General features: G+C 47.1%; 14 protein-coding genes. 9 read left to right on the forward strand and 5 right to left on the reverse strand.

Annotated features, from left to right (window positions below):
• Positions 1-63 precede the first annotated feature (63 nt).
• Complete coding sequence (locus KW844_RS03080) at positions 64-561, reverse strand: OmpH family outer membrane protein (protein ID WP_218375247.1); 498 nt, start codon at positions 559-561, stop codon at positions 64-66.
• Positions 562-774: 213 nt separating this feature from the next.
• On the opposite strand from KW844_RS03080, the gene KW844_RS03085 reads away from it, so the two are divergent.
• The 6 genes from KW844_RS03085 to KW844_RS03110 all read left to right on the forward strand — a co-directional run bounded on the left by KW844_RS03085 (position 775) and on the right by KW844_RS03110 (position 8,703).
• Positions 775-1,410 (forward strand): RNA polymerase sigma-70 factor, encoded by a 636-nt coding sequence (locus KW844_RS03085; RefSeq protein WP_255578179.1) that lies wholly within the window; start codon positions 775-777, stop codon positions 1,408-1,410.
• The gene (locus tag KW844_RS03090) at positions 1,407-2,387 is read left to right on the forward strand and encodes a FecR family protein (protein WP_218375248.1); all 981 of its coding nucleotides are present in this window, start codon (positions 1,407-1,409) and stop codon (positions 2,385-2,387) included. Before KW844_RS03085 ends, KW844_RS03090 begins: the two co-directional genes overlap by 4 nt.
• Positions 2,388-2,389: 2 nt before the next feature.
• Complete coding sequence (locus tag KW844_RS03095; RefSeq protein WP_218375249.1) at positions 2,390-4,192, forward strand: STN and carboxypeptidase regulatory-like domain-containing protein; 1,803 nt, start codon at positions 2,390-2,392, stop codon at positions 4,190-4,192.
• 74 nt (positions 4,193-4,266) lie between these two features.
• A complete protein-coding gene (locus tag KW844_RS03100) occupies positions 4,267-5,295 on the forward strand; it encodes a hypothetical protein (protein WP_218375250.1) in 1,029 nt (342 codons plus the stop codon).
• A gap of 267 nt (positions 5,296-5,562) precedes the next feature.
• Positions 5,563-5,970, forward strand: a complete 408-nt coding sequence (locus KW844_RS03105; protein ID WP_218375251.1) for a hypothetical protein — start codon at positions 5,563-5,565, stop codon at positions 5,968-5,970.
• Positions 5,971-6,156: 186 nt separating this feature from the next.
• Positions 6,157-8,703 (forward strand): phosphocholine-specific phospholipase C, encoded by a 2,547-nt coding sequence (locus KW844_RS03110; protein WP_218375252.1) that lies wholly within the window; start codon positions 6,157-6,159, stop codon positions 8,701-8,703.
• A 6-nt stretch (positions 8,704-8,709) separates the two neighbouring features.
• Here the strand turns inward: KW844_RS03110 and KW844_RS03115 are convergent, their stop codons facing one another.
• A complete protein-coding gene (locus KW844_RS03115) occupies positions 8,710-8,907 on the reverse strand; it encodes a hypothetical protein (RefSeq protein WP_218375253.1) in 198 nt (65 codons plus the stop codon).
• Between the two features lie 129 nt (positions 8,908-9,036).
• Here KW844_RS03115 and KW844_RS03120 point away from each other — a divergent pair, with 129 nt between their 5' ends.
• The gene (locus KW844_RS03120; protein WP_218375254.1) at positions 9,037-11,562 is read left to right on the forward strand and encodes a DNRLRE domain-containing protein; all 2,526 of its coding nucleotides are present in this window, start codon (positions 9,037-9,039) and stop codon (positions 11,560-11,562) included.
• 98 nt (positions 11,563-11,660) lie between these two features.
• Here KW844_RS03120 and KW844_RS03125 read toward each other — a convergent pair whose 3' ends face one another.
• Positions 11,661-12,416, reverse strand: a complete 756-nt coding sequence (locus KW844_RS03125; RefSeq protein ID WP_255578184.1) for a murein L,D-transpeptidase catalytic domain family protein — start codon at positions 12,414-12,416, stop codon at positions 11,661-11,663.
• A 324-nt stretch (positions 12,417-12,740) separates the two neighbouring features.
• Here KW844_RS03125 and KW844_RS03130 point away from each other — a divergent pair, with 324 nt between their 5' ends.
• Entirely contained in the window at positions 12,741-14,444 is a 1,704-nt protein-coding gene (locus tag KW844_RS03130) for a DUF885 family protein (protein WP_218375255.1), read from the forward strand.
• Between the two features lie 25 nt (positions 14,445-14,469).
• Complete coding sequence (locus tag KW844_RS03135) at positions 14,470-15,246, forward strand: Fpg/Nei family DNA glycosylase (protein WP_218375256.1); 777 nt, start codon at positions 14,470-14,472, stop codon at positions 15,244-15,246.
• On the opposite strand, the gene KW844_RS03140 is transcribed toward KW844_RS03135, so the two are convergent.
• Both KW844_RS03140 and KW844_RS03145 read right to left on the reverse strand, forming a co-directional pair.
• Complete coding sequence (locus KW844_RS03140; RefSeq protein ID WP_218375257.1) at positions 15,218-16,039, reverse strand: SDR family oxidoreductase; 822 nt, start codon at positions 16,037-16,039, stop codon at positions 15,218-15,220. The genes KW844_RS03135 and KW844_RS03140 overlap by 29 nt on opposite strands.
• Before the next feature lie 10 nt (positions 16,040-16,049).
• Positions 16,050-16,934 carry a phytanoyl-CoA dioxygenase family protein gene (locus KW844_RS03145; RefSeq protein WP_218375258.1) on the reverse strand — a complete coding sequence of 295 codons (885 nt, stop codon included), beginning with the start codon at positions 16,932-16,934 and terminating at the stop codon, positions 16,050-16,052.
• Positions 16,935-17,018: the final 84 nt, after the last annotated feature.

Here is a 17,018-nt window from a genome sequence, read left to right on the forward strand (position 1 = left end):
AAACATCATCTCTAATAGCTAATAGCCAATAGCCTGGCTTCATTGGCAGAAAATCCCACCACACTACTTAATTCCCAACTTCGCTTTGGCAAGCGGCAACAGATCATCTGCTTCGTTAGCCACTACAACCGCGTCTCTGGAGTTATCAAGCACCAGCGCATAACCCTTTTCTTTAAGGAGCGCTTTTAAAACATCTTTCGCTTTGGCAACAATTGGCGTCAGCAGCTCCTGCTCACGTATCGCCACCTTCTCTTCCATCTTATATTTATATTCCTGGATATTCGCTTGTTGCTGCTTTAAGGCAGTTACACGGATTTCTTTCTGTGGATCAGTCATCGTTTTAGCCAGACTATCAAACTCCACGAGGTTCTTCGTGTACTCAGCTACCATCACTTGTCCGTCGGCATTGAGCTGATCGGCATACTTCTGTAAGGAATCACCCGCTTTTTTCGACTCAGGCATAGCAGCAACCAGCTGCTGAAAATTGATGTAGGCAGTTTTTTGTGCTGACGCTCCAATAGTAATCAGGCAGAGCGTCATTAAGGAATAGAGATACTTCATTTCGGTCGATTAATTAATAATTTCCACCAAAATAATCCGCCTTTTGTGAAAGTTTTATTAATGCTTCCATAACGTATTGTTAAATTGATGAGATAGCTTGTCAGTTTGTATTTAGGGAGATGTTAATGCATTGATTATCAATGGTGAAAAATAATTTTAAAGTGGACGTAGGGGTACCTTTCCCATAGCGTGTCATTATTTAAAACATCCAACTTGACAGAAGGAATTATATTTGACCTTAGTTTCCAAACCCTCAACATGGAGTTGAAAGATACCGGCGTTGCCACTGCACTGGAAAAGAATGGTTCATTAACCTTTGAGCAGATATTTAAATCCCATTATAAAGGGCTGCACGCCTATGCCTATACGATTCTGAAGGATGATATCATGGCAGAAGAGATGGTGCAGAACGTATTTTGCAAGCTCTGGGAAAAATCCAGCGAAATAAAGATCAAAGAATCGGTATCCGGTTACCTCTACCGGGCTGTATACCACGAAAGCATTAATTACCTGCGCCACGAAAAAGTGAAAGCAAGTCATGTAGCCTACGCCCGCTACCAGCACACTACGCCGGCTAACACCCTCCCGGCATCAGGGAAAGTACAGCTGCGCGAACTACAGGAAAAATTGCAGGCCGCCCTCCTGGAACTACCGGAAAAATGCCGCACCGTATTTCAAATGAGCCGCTTCGATGAGCTGAAATACCAGGAAATCGCCGATAAACTCAATATTTCTGTCAAAACGGTGGAGAACCAGATGGGCAAAGCTCTCCGCATTCTCCGGCAAAACCTGGTGGATTTCCTTCCCCTGTTATTATTATTACTTAACACTGTAATGAGCAACCTGTGAATAATTTCAACGAACATATAAACGATGATATCCTGGTGAAATTCATGCTGGGCCAGGCCTCCGCTGAAGAGCAGCAGGCTGTGGGCCAATGGATGGCCGCCAGCGCGGATAACGAAAAATATTTCCAGCACTTCAGGCTGATATGGGAAGAAAGTCGCCAGCTCGCCCCCGCCAATGCCACTAATGAAAATGAAGCCTGGGCCCGATTTCAACAGCGTGTTAATCGCCCGCAAACACCCGTGGTGGAATTAACCAGTACCCGCAAACCATGGCTGCGTATAGCCGCCGCCGTTACTGTGCTCATAGTGGCTGGTACCAGCGCATTCCTGCTGATGAACAAGCCCGCTGCCACACAACTGGAACTGGTAGCTGCCAGCAGCCCGGTAACCGACACCCTGCCAGATGGCAGTATCATCACCCTTAATAAAAACTCCCGTATTCAATACGCCAGTAACTTCGATACCAACCGCCATATTACCCTGGAAGGAGAAGCCTTTTTCAACGTGGCCACCGATCCTTCCCATCCATTTGTGCTCAAAACCGGCGATGTGCAGGTACGTGTACTCGGTACTTCCTTTAACGTGAAAAGCAATCAGCAACAGGTAGAGGTGATCGTAGAAACCGGGGCAGTAGAGGTAAATAAAAAATCTGAAACTGTACAACTGCAGCAAAACGAAAAAGCAGTGATGGCACAAAATTCATCTGCCATCGTAAAAGCATCCAATAAAGACGAACTGTATAATTATTATCGTACCCAAACATTCGTATGCAACGGTACCCCGCTCTGGCAGCTGGCAGAAATCTTCAGCAACGCCTACGGCGTGAAAGTTGATATAACTAATACGGATATACGCAATGAGGGAATTACCAGTGTGTTTATGTATAGCACCATTGAAGAAAATCTCCGGTTGCTGGAAGAAACTTCACAGGTAAAAATAACAGTTGAAAAAGTGGGTGACACCTATATCCTGAAATAATTATGCCAGCGAAAATTTACACTTATATACTGTTACTGGTTTTGCTGTTGCCGGCACCAACGCTCTTTGCGCAGCAGCTGAACAAAGTGATGGATTTACATCTCTCTAAAAAACCTTTAGCGGAGGTGCTCAAAACGATCGGTAAAAAAGGAAGTTTTACCTTTTCCTACATGAGCAATGCCATACCGGAGGATAGTATTGTTTCCATTAACGTGGACAACAAAACAGTACGACAAATACTGGACCTCCTGCTAGGTGAAGGTAACTATCAATATAAAGAATATGGTAACTACCTCATCTTACAATACAAACCACCTGGGGCTTACTTTTATGTGACCGGGGTGGTCACGGATAAACAGACAGGTCAGCGGGTATCGAACGCCAGTGTATATGAGCGACACCAACTGATCTCCACGATAACGAACAACGATGGTTATTACAGGCTGCGGTTAAGGGATAGATATCCCGCCGCAGCCATCAGCGTTAGTAAGGATCTGTATAATGATACCGCTTTGCTCCTGCTCACCGCACAGGATCAGGAAATCAATGTCACCATTTCACCTGCCGTGCGTACACTCAGCACCATTGAAGTAACCGGTTACTCCACCGTAGAAAAAACCTGGTTCGGCCGACTCCTCCTGTCATCCCGGGAGAAGGCGCAGAGCATGAATATCCGCCAGTTTTTTGCAGATAAACCTTACCAGGTATCGCTGGCGCCTTCGCTGGGTACACATGGCCGTATGAGCGGTCAGGTAGTCAATAAATTTTCGCTGAATGTGCTTGGTGGTTATACCGCCGGGGTAGACGGGGTGGAGATTGCAGGCGGATTCAACATCGTAAAAAAAGATGTGGACAAGGTACAGGTAGCAGGCCTCCTTAATATCACCGGAGGAAAAATGCATGGCGTACAAATTGCCGGTATGCATAACAGTGTGCTGGACTCCGTTTCAGGTGTACAGGTAGCAGGCATTTCAAATATAGTGACCAGTACCCAGCATGGGGTGCAAATAACTGGTGGTATTCAGTATGTAGGTAAAAGCGCTAATGGCGTACAGGTAGCAGGGTTGGTTACCAGAACAGAAGGAAAGGTGGAAGGACTTCAGCTCTCAGGAGGATTTAACAGTGCAGGCGATTCGCTACATGGAGCACAGATTGCAGGCCTTTTCAATAAAGGAGCAGAAATCCATGGTGCACAGATTGCGGCTGGCTGCAACATTGCCAAAGGTACCGTTAAGGGTGCGCAGATTGCCGCGCTGTTTAATAAGGCTCACCGGGTAGAAGGTGTGCAAATTGGGCTGGTGAATATTGCAGATAGTACCACGGGCTACTCCATAGGCCTGATCAACATTGTAAAGCATGGTTATCATAAACTATCGATGTTTAGTACCGATGTGCTGCCGTTGAATGTGGCATGGAAAAGTGGGAGTCGCCAGCTATACAGCATACTCACCGCAGGGATGAACTTCGAGGATAAAGCTTCCTTTCTGGTCGGCTATGGTATGGGCCGTGAAATGGAGCTGCGTCCGAAGCTGAGCGTTATTACAGAGTTTATGATTTCTACGCTGCAGATGGGAAGAGAGAATGAAAACTCACAATATTACCGGCTCACAGGTAGTTTGATGTACAAGCCTTTTAAAGGTGTTGCCATCTTTGGCGGCCCTGTATTTTCTATGCATTTCAGGGATGAAAATACAGAAGGAAAACCTTATGTAGGGCCGCGTCCGGGTGCCGGTTATCCAGGCTTCAATATCGGTAACACCGGTCGTGGATGGCTGGGCTGGCAGCTCGGCATCACCATCTTCTAAAATAATTACTACTTCAGTAGGGGTATGTTTTCATATGCGTGTCGTTATTAGGAATTCACTTAATAACAAACGATATGAAAACATTTTTTTTGACGTTGATGATAGGATGTGTGACTGTTGTAACCTATGCCCAGAATAGTTATTACGCACCTGCACATGTAGGTATCGTATATCCGTTGAGTACAAACGGTACTAACGCTGCCAAATATACGAACAGGTTTTCTTTGCATGCCATTGCCGGTTTGTCATATGGAGAAACGGGTGTAATTATTTCAGGTTTTTCCAGTATCATCAAAGATGAAGCGCACGGTGTGCAGATAGCAGGATTTTCCAATCACATCGGACATACAAATAAATCGGTTACCCTGGCTGGTTTCACAAATATTATCCATCAACGGGCTGATGGGATTACGATAGCCGGCTTCGGTAATTTTGTTAAGCAGGACATGAATGGGATTCAGCTGGCTGGTTTTGTAAATACTGCCGGCAACGTGAGTGGACTGCAGATTGCAGGCTTTGCCAACAAAGCGGCAGATACAAAATTACAGATAGCCGGTTTTATCAACATCGCCAAGAAAGTGAAAGGGGTGCAACTGGCGGGCTTTATCAACATTGCTGACAGCAGCGATTATCCCATCGGGATCATCAATATTGTGCGCAACGGTGAAAAGCAGGTGGCACTGAGCATCGATGAATCAGCTACCACCATTGCTTCCTTTAAGTCCGGCGGTCGCGCATTGTACGGCATTTTAGGGGTGGGCTATAACTTTAAAAGTGAGCAAAATCTTTACGCTGTACAGGCTGGTATTGGCTGGCATTTACCACTATTTGCTAATTTCAGAATCAATGTGGAAGGAACAGAAACGATTATGGCCGATTTCAAAAAAGGGGTGTACAGTAAATGGACCACGGGTGGTTATGCGGCCTACCGCTTCGGTTCAAGAATTGAAGTGTTTGCAGGTCCAAACATCAACTTTGTACATATAAAAGATGGGGCAGGGTCAGATCTGATCAGCAATTATATCTGGTCCAAAAGTCGCAGCAACAACACGTTTGACGGCATCTTTGCAGGGGTGCAGGGCGGCGTGCAGGTGAGAATTTAGCAGAATGGGGGCGGAAGGACATAATTTCTTAGCGGAGATGATCAATTTCTTTGTTATCTTTAATGAGTAGGTTTACAACCTTATGTCCTTCCTGATTGTTGTTTTGATAACAGTCGATTTACCCCTGATACCACCGTTGTGCTGTAGTGAATAGTTTCATAATCCGTGGCTTACGCGTTTGTATTGGCTCACCCCGGTTTGTGGCATCGTATTTGGTATGGAAACAGCAGAACAGATTATCATTCATCTACATTCAATCTATATTATATGAAAAAATGGTTATACCCTTTGCTGATGGTGGTAGTAGTATTGTTTACTGCATCCGGTTGTACTAAAACCTACAACGACATCATTCCAAGCACCACTATTCTCGCGGATGTTGCGGCTAATCAATGGAAAACAGATGATGGAGGTAAAACCTACTATTTTCTCGTTACAACGCCCGAATTAACGCAGAGCACTGCTGAATCTGATGGCGTGGTGGTAGCTATGGACAGAGGAAACGGTGTATTTGAAGCGTTACCTGAAGTATACCAGAACACCAGCTTCACCTTCCTGTATGAGCCTGGAACAGTATCTATCGAGGCATCCGGTGTAAACGGCGCGCCTGTTACATTACCAACAGGTACCATTACCATAAAAATCACGATCATACCTGCGAATCCTACCAATTAATCACAGATCGATACATAACATTAGGGGCCTGCTACTCGTGTAGCAGGCTTTTTTATGCCTCTGAAAACCTACCGTTTATGTAATTAACCAGGACTTAATTGCCCGCTCCCCAATTATTTCCTATTTTCAAGCCCATTGCGGGATGCCTTGTCTGAGGCTGCTGCAGTGAACATGAAAAATCAGCAAATGGATACAAGAAGAGATTTTATCAGGAAAGCGGCCCTGCTTTCCGGTGCCGCCGGCGTATGGAGTGCCATGCCGGGCTCCATACAGCGTGCAATGGCTATCAATCCCACGCCAGGAACCACTTACCTTGATGCGGAGCATGTGGTAATCCTCATGCAGGAAAACCGCTCTTTTGACCACTGTTACGGTTCCCTGAAGGGCGTACGTGGCTTCAATGATCCCCGCGCCATCTCCCTGGCCAACAAAAACAAAGTGTGGCTGCAAAGCAACCATGCCGGCGAAACGTTTGCGCCTTTCCGTTTGAATATCAAAGACACCAAGGCCACCTGGATGAGCAGCCTGCCGCATTCATGGGCGAACCAGGTAGATGCCCGTAATAACGGTCGCTACGATAAATGGCTGCTGGTAAAAGCCAGCGGTAATAAGGAATGGGCGCCTATGCCACTCACCATGGGCTATTACGACAGAACCGATATCCCTTTCTATTACGCCCTCGCCGATGCCTTTACGGTGTGTGACCAGAATTTCTGCTCCTCACTTACAGGCACTACGCCTAACCGCTTGTATCTGTGGACCGGCACGCTGCGCAGTGAACAGCACGCCGACTCCCAGGCCAACGTATGGAATGAGGACGTGGACTACGGCGCAGAGGCACACTGGACCTCCTTCCCGGAGCGTATGCAGGATGCCGGTGTTAACTGGCGCATCTACCAAAATGAGATCAGCGCTGCACAGCTGGAAGGTGAGAAAGACGGTATGCTGGCTAACTTCACAGATAACCCGATTGAGTGGTTTGCTGCCTTCAACGTACGCTACTCCACCGGCTATATGAAATACCTGGAGCGCAGCCAGCAGCAATTACCAGGATTTATTACAGAGAAGAAAAAGGAACTGGCAGGCATGAGCGCCGGCACTCCTGAACATACCAAGCTGTCTAAAGCAATTGCCAGAGCAGAAAAAGAACTGGAGCGTGTGAAGACAGACGCCGTGAAATATACTCCGGAAAATTTCGCTAAGCTCAGCAAAAGAGAGCAGGAATTACATAACAGGGCCTTCACCACCAACGTCAATGATCCTGACTATCATGAGCTGGAAACACTGGAATATAAAGACGGTGACGAGGTAAGGAAAGTAACGGTTCCTAAAGGCGATATCCTGCATCAGTTTCGCCAGGATGTGAACACCGGTAAGCTCCCCACCGTATCCTACCTGGTAGCACCGGGCGAATTCTCTGATCATCCGGGAGCACCGTGGTATGGTGCCTGGTACGTATCAGAGGTGCTCGATATTCTCACCCAAAAAGAGGAAGTATGGAAGAAAACCATTTTCATATTATGTTATGATGAAAACGATGGTTACTTCGATCACGTGCCTCCGTTTACCGCTCCATTTAAACCCGGTACCGGAAAGGTTTCTGAAGGAATTGATACTGCCATTGAATATGTATCCCTGGAAGAAGAAAAGAAAAAATCACATGTAGGTAAAAACTCCCTGCGTGAAAGTCCGATAGGCCTTGGCTACCGCGTGCCGCTGGTGATTGCATCGCCATGGAGCAGGGGAGGATTTGTGAACTCCGAAGTATGCGATCATACTTCCATTTTACAGTTCCTCGAAAACTTCCTGCAGCATAAAACGGGCAAGGCTATACGTGAAACGAATATTACCACTTATCGCCGTACTGTGTGTGGCGACTTATCCAGCGTTTTCAGGCCTTACAACGGTGAAAAAGTAGCACTGCCATTTGAAGAAAGGAATGATGTGGTAGAAAGCATTTACAATGCGAAATTCAAAAAGCTGCCGGATAATTTCAAAGCACTCACTCCGGAAGAAATTGCGGTGGTAAATAATACGCCAGAAAAATCCGGCTGGATGCCGCAGCAGGAAAAAGGTACCAGGCCTTCTACTGCCTTGCCGTATCAGCTGTATACGCATGGTAAGCTAAGTGCCGACAAGCGTTCTTTCGAAATTAGCTTCAATGCTGCCAAAGAGGTATTTGGCACCAAAGCTGCCGGGGCGCCGTTCAACGTATATGCGCCGGGTAACTATATCCAGCAGGATACTAATCAAATGGGGCCACTACGGGCATGGTCATACGCCGTGAAAGCTGGTGACACCATCCAGGACACGTGGCCGCTGCAGGAGTTCGAAAACAGTGATTATCATTTATGTGTATATGGCGCCAATGGGTATTTCAGGGAGTTTAAGGGAGATGCCAATGATCCGTTGGTAACAATTGCCTGTGATTACCAGCGTAGTAAAACCAGCAGCAATAAATTAACGGGTAACCTGGCGATAAACATTGCCAATAATGGCAGTGCACCTGTAACGATTATAGCGCATGATTTATCCTATGGTAAAGGGGATACTAAAATCACCGTGGCGGCTAAAGGTAAATCAGTGTTGATGATAGACCTGAGCAGGAGCCACCAATGGTATGATGTACGTGTAACCGTAGCCGGTAGTGCTAAGTATGAACAGCGCTTTGCAGGCCGTGTGGAAACAGGCAAGGAAAGTATTACAGATCCTTTAATGGGAAGAGTGTTATAAATCCCTTCAGCCCTTCGAAACAAAGGGTGGTCCGACGCCGGACCACCCTTTGTTATTTGCCGGTGTGCCGTGCCGGTGAGTAGTGCCGATGTGCAGTGCCGGTGTGCCTTGCTGGTGAGCAGTACCGGTGGCACTGGCGGCACACTGTAATAATAGCAGTTTGTCAGTAGCCTCCGCGCGTAGCGCGATGCTCCCCAATGACACCTAGGGAGTCATTTATTACCTCAAAAAAATCACTTCTTCAAAAAATATTATATATTTATACCATAGCCCCTTTTATCTATTGTAACGATCATCGCAAAAGTTTTTGATTATTAACCAAAAAACTGAACAATGAGCAAATTGTTTACACTTTTGCGTGCGGTCACACTATGTTTGCCCGTAATCTTCTCTGCCCGCTTATCCTGGGCACAATCCGGAACTAAGGTAATCACGGCGTCCGAGGACACCTACGTAAACAGTAACACGGCTGATGATGCGCGGAATGCCAACTATGGCAGCTCTACGCAGTTGCGTTTCCGTTATTCCCAGTCCAGCACCAGTTCTGTCTACAACCTGATTACCTACCTGAAATTTAACCTCGCCGGGCTGGGCCTCCCGGCAGGTACCGTGATCGACTCTGCCTTGCTGCAAGGCTCCGTGTATTATTCGCAGTCCGGTACCGGCCACATGTGGCACGTATTACCTGTGGCCAATAACAGCTGGACGGAAACTACCGTTACCTGGAATAATAAGCCGGGTATAGGGCCGGATACCTTAAGTGTGGTGGCTAAGCCTGCCACCGCCATCACGGACTCCACGCCTTACCGGGCTGCCTGGAAAGGCTTGCAGAGTAGGGTGCAGTCGGCGCTTTCGGGAGACTCTTTGGTTTCTTTTGCCGTATATACGCGGCTGAACTCCGGCGCCAATACCTCCATGTATTCCCGGGAATGGACCAACCCGATGCAGCGCCCGCAACTCACCATCTATTATCATACCGACAGTATTACCACACCGCCACAGCGGCAGGTGGAAACCAGGAAGCACAATCTCAACATCATTTATTTTCTGCCTACAGATGTGGATACCGTGGCAAACTATCGGCAACGACTAAACGGAATTATGTTGCAGGCACAGGATTTTTACCGCAAGTGGATGAACTATTACGGCTATACGAATGAAACATTCGGTATGCGTAAAGATGCCGATGGATTGGTTAAAATCAGCGTGCTGCGTGGGTTGTACGATAAAACACAGTATCCCTACGATGGAGGGGGAGCCAAAATTATTCCGGAGGTAAATGCTTATTTTGCTGCTAACCCCGGCGAGAAAAATAGTACACATACGTTGGTAATATTGCCTACTTCCGGCTATAATCCATTTTATGGTTTAGGTAATGGCTGGTGCTTTGCCCTCGACAACCCTGACATCGACACAAATTATTTTGCCACCGGTGGTACCTCTGCCTATATTGGTGGATTGGTACATGAGCTGGGCCACGGCTTAAACCTGCCGCACGACAAAGAACGCGTTTCCGAAAAAGCCGATCCGGCAAAAGGAACAGCCTTAATGGGCAGTGGTAACAGTACCTACGGTCGCGCGGCCACCTTCCTCACCGCCGGCGAATGCGCGGTGCTGCATACCTGCGAAGTATTCAGAACAGAAGATACGATCAGCGATTTGTATGGTGGCGGAACGGCGTCGTTTATTAATTTCCATTCAAGCTATAGTGGTGGGAATATTCACCTTTCAGGGAAATTCACGGCTACCAAATCAGTCAGCAATATTGTGATTTACAATGATCAGGACGATGATGGCGCCAACTACGATCAGCTTGCCTGGGTGGCAAATAAAGTGGGTACGGATAGTTTTAATGTAGCCATGCCGGTAGCTGAATTCTGGAAGAAATACAGCACTTATACCTTACGTATCAAGTTTGTGTTTACCAATGGCTCTTCGAAGGAGCTGGTGTTCCCGTACCGTTTTGAGAATAATATACCGGTGCTGGATATAAATTTTGCGCCATCCAGCAGGCCGGAAGGTATTAAACCAGCGGCAGATACGTATATCCGTAACGGTGGCAGTGCCACTACTAATTTTGGGAATGACTCCTCGCTGGCGATAAAGCCCGATCCTAACAGTGGCTATAAAAGAGAGACTTTCCTGAAGTTCCGCCTAAGTGACTATACCGGCAATTTAGCGAATGTGGATACGGTGAGGTTGCATCTGAAAGTCAGGAGCGTGAATACGAATGGTGGAAAAACCAGCCTGGTAGTTAAATGGGCCGCCAAAAGCAACTGGGATAACTCAGATGGCAATAGTCTCACCTGGAATAAATGGGTAGCCGATTCCGTGCACCTGGACTCCCTGAATGCGGGCTACTATTACGGTGGCAACTGGATGACCTGGAACCTTACCAAAGACAGTTTGCTGAGCCATATCCGCCAGGGTGATTCTGTGCTGGTGTTTCATATTTATGGCAATCTGACTAACGCAGACGCCAGTACGTCGGACATAACATTTTATGCCAATGAATCGGCGCTGCCTGGTGACAGGCCTTCCTTATCGCTGACAGTAGGCAGCAGTTTGCAGGCGCTGAATAAAACCGCGTTGATGGCTGCACCGTTGTACACCACGGAAACCAGGGCCGCTGCACCGCTGGAGGTATTTCCGAATCCCGGTGCCAGTACTGTCTATATAAAATCAGCCATAAACGGAAATGTATTGATTACTAACGGTAACGGATATACGGTAAAAAGAGTGCGGGTGGTAAAAGGGAGCAATAACAGTGTAACTGTTGCAGGTCTTCCGGCCGGGACTTACTACATGCGTCCGGAGGTAGGTAATTATGGTGCCGTGAAATTTATTGTAACATTGTAGAGATGGGCTGTGCCCTTCTCCTCGATTTTAGCAGATGGGCTGTGCCTATCTCCCTGCATTTGAGAGACGGGCGCAGCCCGTCTCTACAAAATATTATATTAAGATGCCAGCGTATCTTTTTCCAGCAATCTTGTCCGCATAGAATATGCTTTATCAGGACTATACAGGAAGAGGCAGCTGCCATTACGAATCCGTTCAATCACTTTTTTGTGAATGAATTCCGGAATTGCCGGGCAGCCGAGGCTGCGGCCAATGTAGCCCTGGGTTTTTACCAATGCTTCATTTACATAGTTGGCGCTGTGCATTACGATGCCGCGCGCCAGCGCATTATCGTTAATACCTCTTTCTTCGCCCAGGAGGCGCAGGGAATAGCCATGCTGCCCCATATAGGTGTTACCTGTTACAAAAAAGCCCAGACTGCTTTTAAAGCTGTTAGGCTGATTGGAGAATGCATTGGCATTGAGGGTGCCGGAACCTCTTCCATGAGATACCAGCGTGTTGAACAGCACGATTTTATTCTGCAGGTCAATCACAAATAAACGCTTCTTACTGGAGGGTAGTGAGAAGTCAATAATAGAAATCACCTTATCGTTCTTGAGTTTGCCTTCGCTGTTCAGCTTTTCATAACCTACCATGGCATTGTCAAATGCTTCCTCGCTCAGTCCGAGTGAATCAAGACCCATCTCTGCGTAAAGGTCCGGCTGTTGGATGGAATCTGCTGCGGGGGTAGTGGTAGTGGCTTTGTAAGCGCTGGCACTGCTTTTATCAATACTGCTAAAGGTGGTAATAAGGAATGCAAAAACACAAACTGTAAATGCAAACACTAACGGTTTAATCACTTGCTTCTTTTTCAATTTCACGCCGTAATGTTTTAATGGTTTTACATATTTTGTTTTAAAAATTTGAAAAAACACGAATTACGAATTTACCGAATTTCTGTCGTATAAATGCAGTAAAAAGGCCGTTTGAGCCCGCTTGGAAAGTCGTTTTAACATCAGGTTTACATAGGTCAATAAATTGTATATATTTATTCTTTAAAGACAATGCTGGTTTATTGGCGGACAATATTCGTAAAACCTTATCAGTGAAGGGTTTTATCTTTGGAGTACGTTTCGTTTAAATCAAATCAACCAATTGAATATTAAAAGGTAGGTGCCTTAGTATCTAATATTATACTTATGAAAAGAATGCTCTTGTCTATCCTCGGTATTGCCTGTGCTACCTGCCTTTTTGCGGCACCAGGGCAGCCGGTGGCGGAATTAATTCAACGCGTGGAAGCAGATGTAAACGGCCTCAATAAAGTGTATATCTTCCCGGACAGCCCGGAGTATTACACACGTATGCGGCAGTATTATAACAGCATATTGCAGGAATTAAAACAGATTAATTTCCGGGACCTGCCCACCACAGAACAGGTAGATTATCTGCTGTTGCAGCGTAACCTCCTGCAGGAAATTAAGGACATTGACCTTAACGCGCAGGCATATACGCAAATAGTACCGCTGGTGCCTTTTGCAGATGATATCATGCAGCTACAGATCCGGCGGCGCCGTGGTGATACGCCTGATGCCCAGCAGGTAGCGATTACCCTGAATAAAGTGCAGCAGGCGATAGGCGCGGTCCGGAGCAGTGCTGCCAAAAATCAGCAGTTAACCGCGGCTGATTTCCGGAAGGCATCGGCTATCGTAACCAGCCTTCAGAAAGGATTACAGCAGGTCTATGATTTTTACTACAACTATGATCCGCAATTTACCTGGTGGGTAAAGGAGCCTTACCAGAAAACGGATAGCGCCCTTGCTAAATATGCAGCCTATCTCAATTATGAGCTGGCGGACAAAGCTGATAAATCACTGGATGCCAGCGGTATCAAAGGCTCGCCTATTGGCAAGGCCGCCCTTACCGACCTATTACAGTTTGAAATGATTCCTTATTCTCCGGAAGATTTGGTGGCTATTGCCAACCGGGAATTTGAATGGTGCGATAAGGAAATGCTGAAAGCCTCCGCGGCACTTGGTTATGGCCAGGACTGGAAAAAGGCACTGGCAAAAATCAAAGAAAACTACGTAGCACCTGGCCGTCAGCCTGAGCTGATCCACCGCCTGGCGGATGAAGCCATTCAGTTTGTAGAAGAGCGGAAGCTGGTCACCATTCCTGCATTGGCCAAAGAAAGCTGGCGCATGTTTATGCTGAGCAAGGAACAACAGCGGTTTGCACCTTTCTTTCTGGGTGGGGCATCGATCTTAATTGCCTATCCTACCATGGATATGGAGGAGAGTGCTAAAGAGATGAGTTTGCGCAGTAATAACTATGGTTTTGCACATGCGACGGTATTTCATGAACTAATTCCCGGACATAACCTGCAAGGCTATATGAATCAGCGCTACAAGCCCTACCGCAATATGTTCAATACACCATTTTCCGTGGAAGGGTGGGCGCTTTACTGGGAAATGCTCCTGTGGGACAAAGGTTTTCATGCCACCCCCGAAGAAAAGATTGGCGCGCTATTCTGGCGGATGCACAGATGCGCACGCATTATCTTCTCTCTGAATTACCACCTGGGCAAATGGACCCCGCAGCAGTGTATTGATTTCCTGGTGGAACGCGTGGGCCATGAGTCTTTCAGTGCGGAGTCGGAAGTGCGCAGATCCTTTACCGGTGGCTACGGACCGCTCTACCAGATCGCTTATATGATGGGCGGACTCCAGCTGCGTGCGCTACATGCGGAAATGGTTGCAAGCGGCAAAATGACAGAGCTGGTTTTTCACGACACCTTTCTGCGGGAAGGTGCTATTCCTGTGGAAATGTTCAGGGCCATCATTACCAAACAGGCGCTGAGCCCGTCTTTCCAGTCGCAATGGCGATTTGCAGGCGTATTAAAGTGAGAATAATAGCTTAATTTTAATTACCATGCCTGAATTACCTGATCTGGAAGTATTCCAGCAAAACTTATCCGCTGCCCTGCAACACAAAAAGCTGCAGGAAATTGATGTGCCGGTTACCAAACACCTGAAGGTAACATTGACCGCATTAAAAAAAGCGCTGGAAGGGCAAAAGCTTGAAAAGATAGCCAGGCATGGTAAAGAGCTGTTTTTTTATTTCGGGAAAAATCATGTGCTGGGGATGCACATGATGCTGCATGGAAAACTATATCTCCTTAAAAAAAATGAAGAGCAAAAGTTTACTATTGCGACTTTGCGATTTGGAGGCGGTATTTCACTTGTATTGACCGATTTTCAGCGTTCGGCTCACCTGACGCTGGACCCGCCTGAAAAAGAGGCGCCTGATGCCCTTTCCAAGGCATTTAATGAGCAATACCTGGAGGCGCAATTGGCAAAAAAGAAAACTACCATCAAAAAATACCTGACGGACCAGAAAAATGTACTTGGCATCGGCAATGCCTATGCTGATGAAATTCTTTATACCGCAAAAATTTCACCTTTTTCAATCAGTAAGGCCATTCCGCCGCAGCAGATAAAAGCCCTGGTAGCCGCTACCCGTAAGGTGCTGAAAGATGCGATCCGCAAGATCAACAAGTCACATCCGGGTATTACCAACGGAGAAGTGCGCGACTTCATGCAGGTGCATGTGCCTGGAAAGGAGAAAAGTCCCGGTGGTTACCCCATCCAGCATGTGGATAAGGGCGGACGTACTTATTTCACTGAAGAGCAGGTGCTTTACTCGTAACCACACTTTCCTGCACGGCTGGCTCGTATATATCTCCTGCAATTTTTTCAACGAATGCTTTCGGGAAGAATTTAGGCAACCAGGCATTGAGCTTGTTCGTGAAGCCCGGAATGATCTCGGCTTTGCCACTAAACAGGCCCTTTAAGGCTATCCTGGCTACTGATTCCGGAGTCATGTTAAATCGATCGGCAATCCTGCGCGTACGGGCATTCATGCCGGCACGGTTCACAAAATCGGTATCGGTACTGCCCGGACTCAATGCACTTACTGATACATTGCTGTTGCGCAATTCGTAACGGAGTCCACGGGTAAACGACAAGGCAAAGGCCTTTGTAGATGCATAAATGTTCAGATAGGGCACTGTTTGATAGGCGGTAGTACTCACCACATTCAGCAGGTATCCTTTTTTGAATTGCCGCAGCACCGGAATGAAAGCATGGGAAAGCCCCACCTGCGCGCGGATATTCACATCTATGATATTGAATTGTGACGCCAGCGGAATTTTCTCAAACTCGCCATTTAAGCCGTAGCCGGCATTATTTACCACTACCGGCAAGCGGTTGTGAAAATGCGACGACCAGCGGAATACTTCATCAATGGCGTCTTTAGCGGAAAGGTCCTGGTTCAGCGTATGTACGTTCACGTGATACAGTCCAGCAATTTCTGTGGCCGTATTTTCCAGCGCAGCACCATCCAGGTCTACCAGCAGCAGGTGATAATTTTTTTCAGCAAGAGCCGCCGCTATGGCTTTTCCTATCCCTTTGGCAGCTCCTGTTACTAATGCATATGACATATTCAGTGATTTAATGTTTAGGTTCCAGTATTCCTTCGGGCTTCGCTTTTGCTGCTGCCCATGCTGGTTTGGCGCCATACAGATGTTGCTTCAGGTGCGCCAGTTTGTGATAGAACGGGGTAGTGCTGCCGGCATGTTTAGGTTGGTAAGCACCGGTGATGATAGGAATGTACATCACCCGGCGGCGGCTAGCTTCGCCCACATGCGGCGATTGCTGTACACGATGCCATAACCTGCCGTCATGTACGGTAAGATCACCTGCATTTATATTAAATCCTGTTTCGTTTTTATCAGGCCTGTTATCAATAAAATATTTTTTCCTGAAGAGGAGCCGCCACAAGCCCTGGTGATGTGTACCCGTGAGCACACGCAGACCACCGTTGACTGCCGGGCAGTTATCCAGGTGCAATCCAACATTGAGCATTGGCATAATGCGACTGCCGAGGAATAGGTCCCGTGGGCTATCCGTATGCCAACCCAGTTGTTTAAACTGACTATCAGCGGAGTTGACATAATGGTTGACCACCAGTCCGTCTTTTTCGTCTTCCCCTATGCGACCACTGTAAGGGCCCAGGAGTTTGGTGAGCGATTGCAGGCGCGGGTCCTGCAGGAATTCCCGGAGGATGTTGCTGTAATGCGAAGCAAAAGCGATGCGCTGTATGAGTGGTGTACCGTCGGCGTCTGTACCGAATTTCAGCGGTATGCCATTTACTTTCTGTATATCATTGCGAAGCAGCCAGTCTTGTACCTGCTGTACTTCACGTATTAATAAGGCTACTGTATCCGCATCAATAAAGTTGCGGAACTGGATCACACCATGTTGGTGAAACCATGCAAGATGTTCGGGGGTAACCGTCTGTTCCAGACGGAATACGGGTTGGTTATTCGTTTTCATGACGAAAGTTTTTTGTTGGCGGTGAAAAAAAATGCTGTAAGGCTGAAGCGGCCATTGGTGGGATTACCGCAGCAATTTGTTTGG

It is taken from the genome of Chitinophaga sp. sic0106 (assembly GCF_019219075.1).
Classification (GTDB): domain Bacteria; phylum Bacteroidota; class Bacteroidia; order Chitinophagales; family Chitinophagaceae; genus Chitinophaga.

Excerpts from the sequence above, each read along its gene's own strand:
- KW844_RS03105 (WP_218375251.1), top strand. The coding sequence starts at position 5,563 with ATGAAAAAATGGTTATACCCTTTGCTGATGGTGGTAGTAGTATTGTTT.
- KW844_RS03120 (WP_218375254.1), top strand. The coding sequence starts at position 9,037 with ATGAGCAAATTGTTTACACTTTTGCGTGCGGTCACACTATGTTTGCCC.
- KW844_RS03110 (WP_218375252.1), top strand. The coding sequence starts at position 6,157 with ATGGATACAAGAAGAGATTTTATCAGGAAAGCGGCCCTGCTTTCCGGT.
- KW844_RS03100 (WP_218375250.1), top strand. The coding sequence starts at position 4,267 with ATGAAAACATTTTTTTTGACGTTGATGATAGGATGTGTGACTGTTGTA.
- KW844_RS03135 (WP_218375256.1), top strand. The coding sequence starts at position 14,470 with ATGCCTGAATTACCTGATCTGGAAGTATTCCAGCAAAACTTATCCGCT.
- KW844_RS03080 (WP_218375247.1), bottom strand. The coding sequence starts at position 561 with ATGAAGTATCTCTATTCCTTAATGACGCTCTGCCTGATTACTATTGGA.
- KW844_RS03095 (WP_218375249.1), top strand. The coding sequence starts at position 2,390 with ATGCCAGCGAAAATTTACACTTATATACTGTTACTGGTTTTGCTGTTG.
- KW844_RS03140 (WP_218375257.1), bottom strand. The coding sequence starts at position 16,039 with ATGTCATATGCATTAGTAACAGGAGCTGCCAAAGGGATAGGAAAAGCC.
- KW844_RS03145 (WP_218375258.1), bottom strand. The coding sequence starts at position 16,934 with ATGAAAACGAATAACCAACCCGTATTCCGTCTGGAACAGACGGTTACC.
- KW844_RS03130 (WP_218375255.1), top strand. The coding sequence starts at position 12,741 with ATGAAAAGAATGCTCTTGTCTATCCTCGGTATTGCCTGTGCTACCTGC.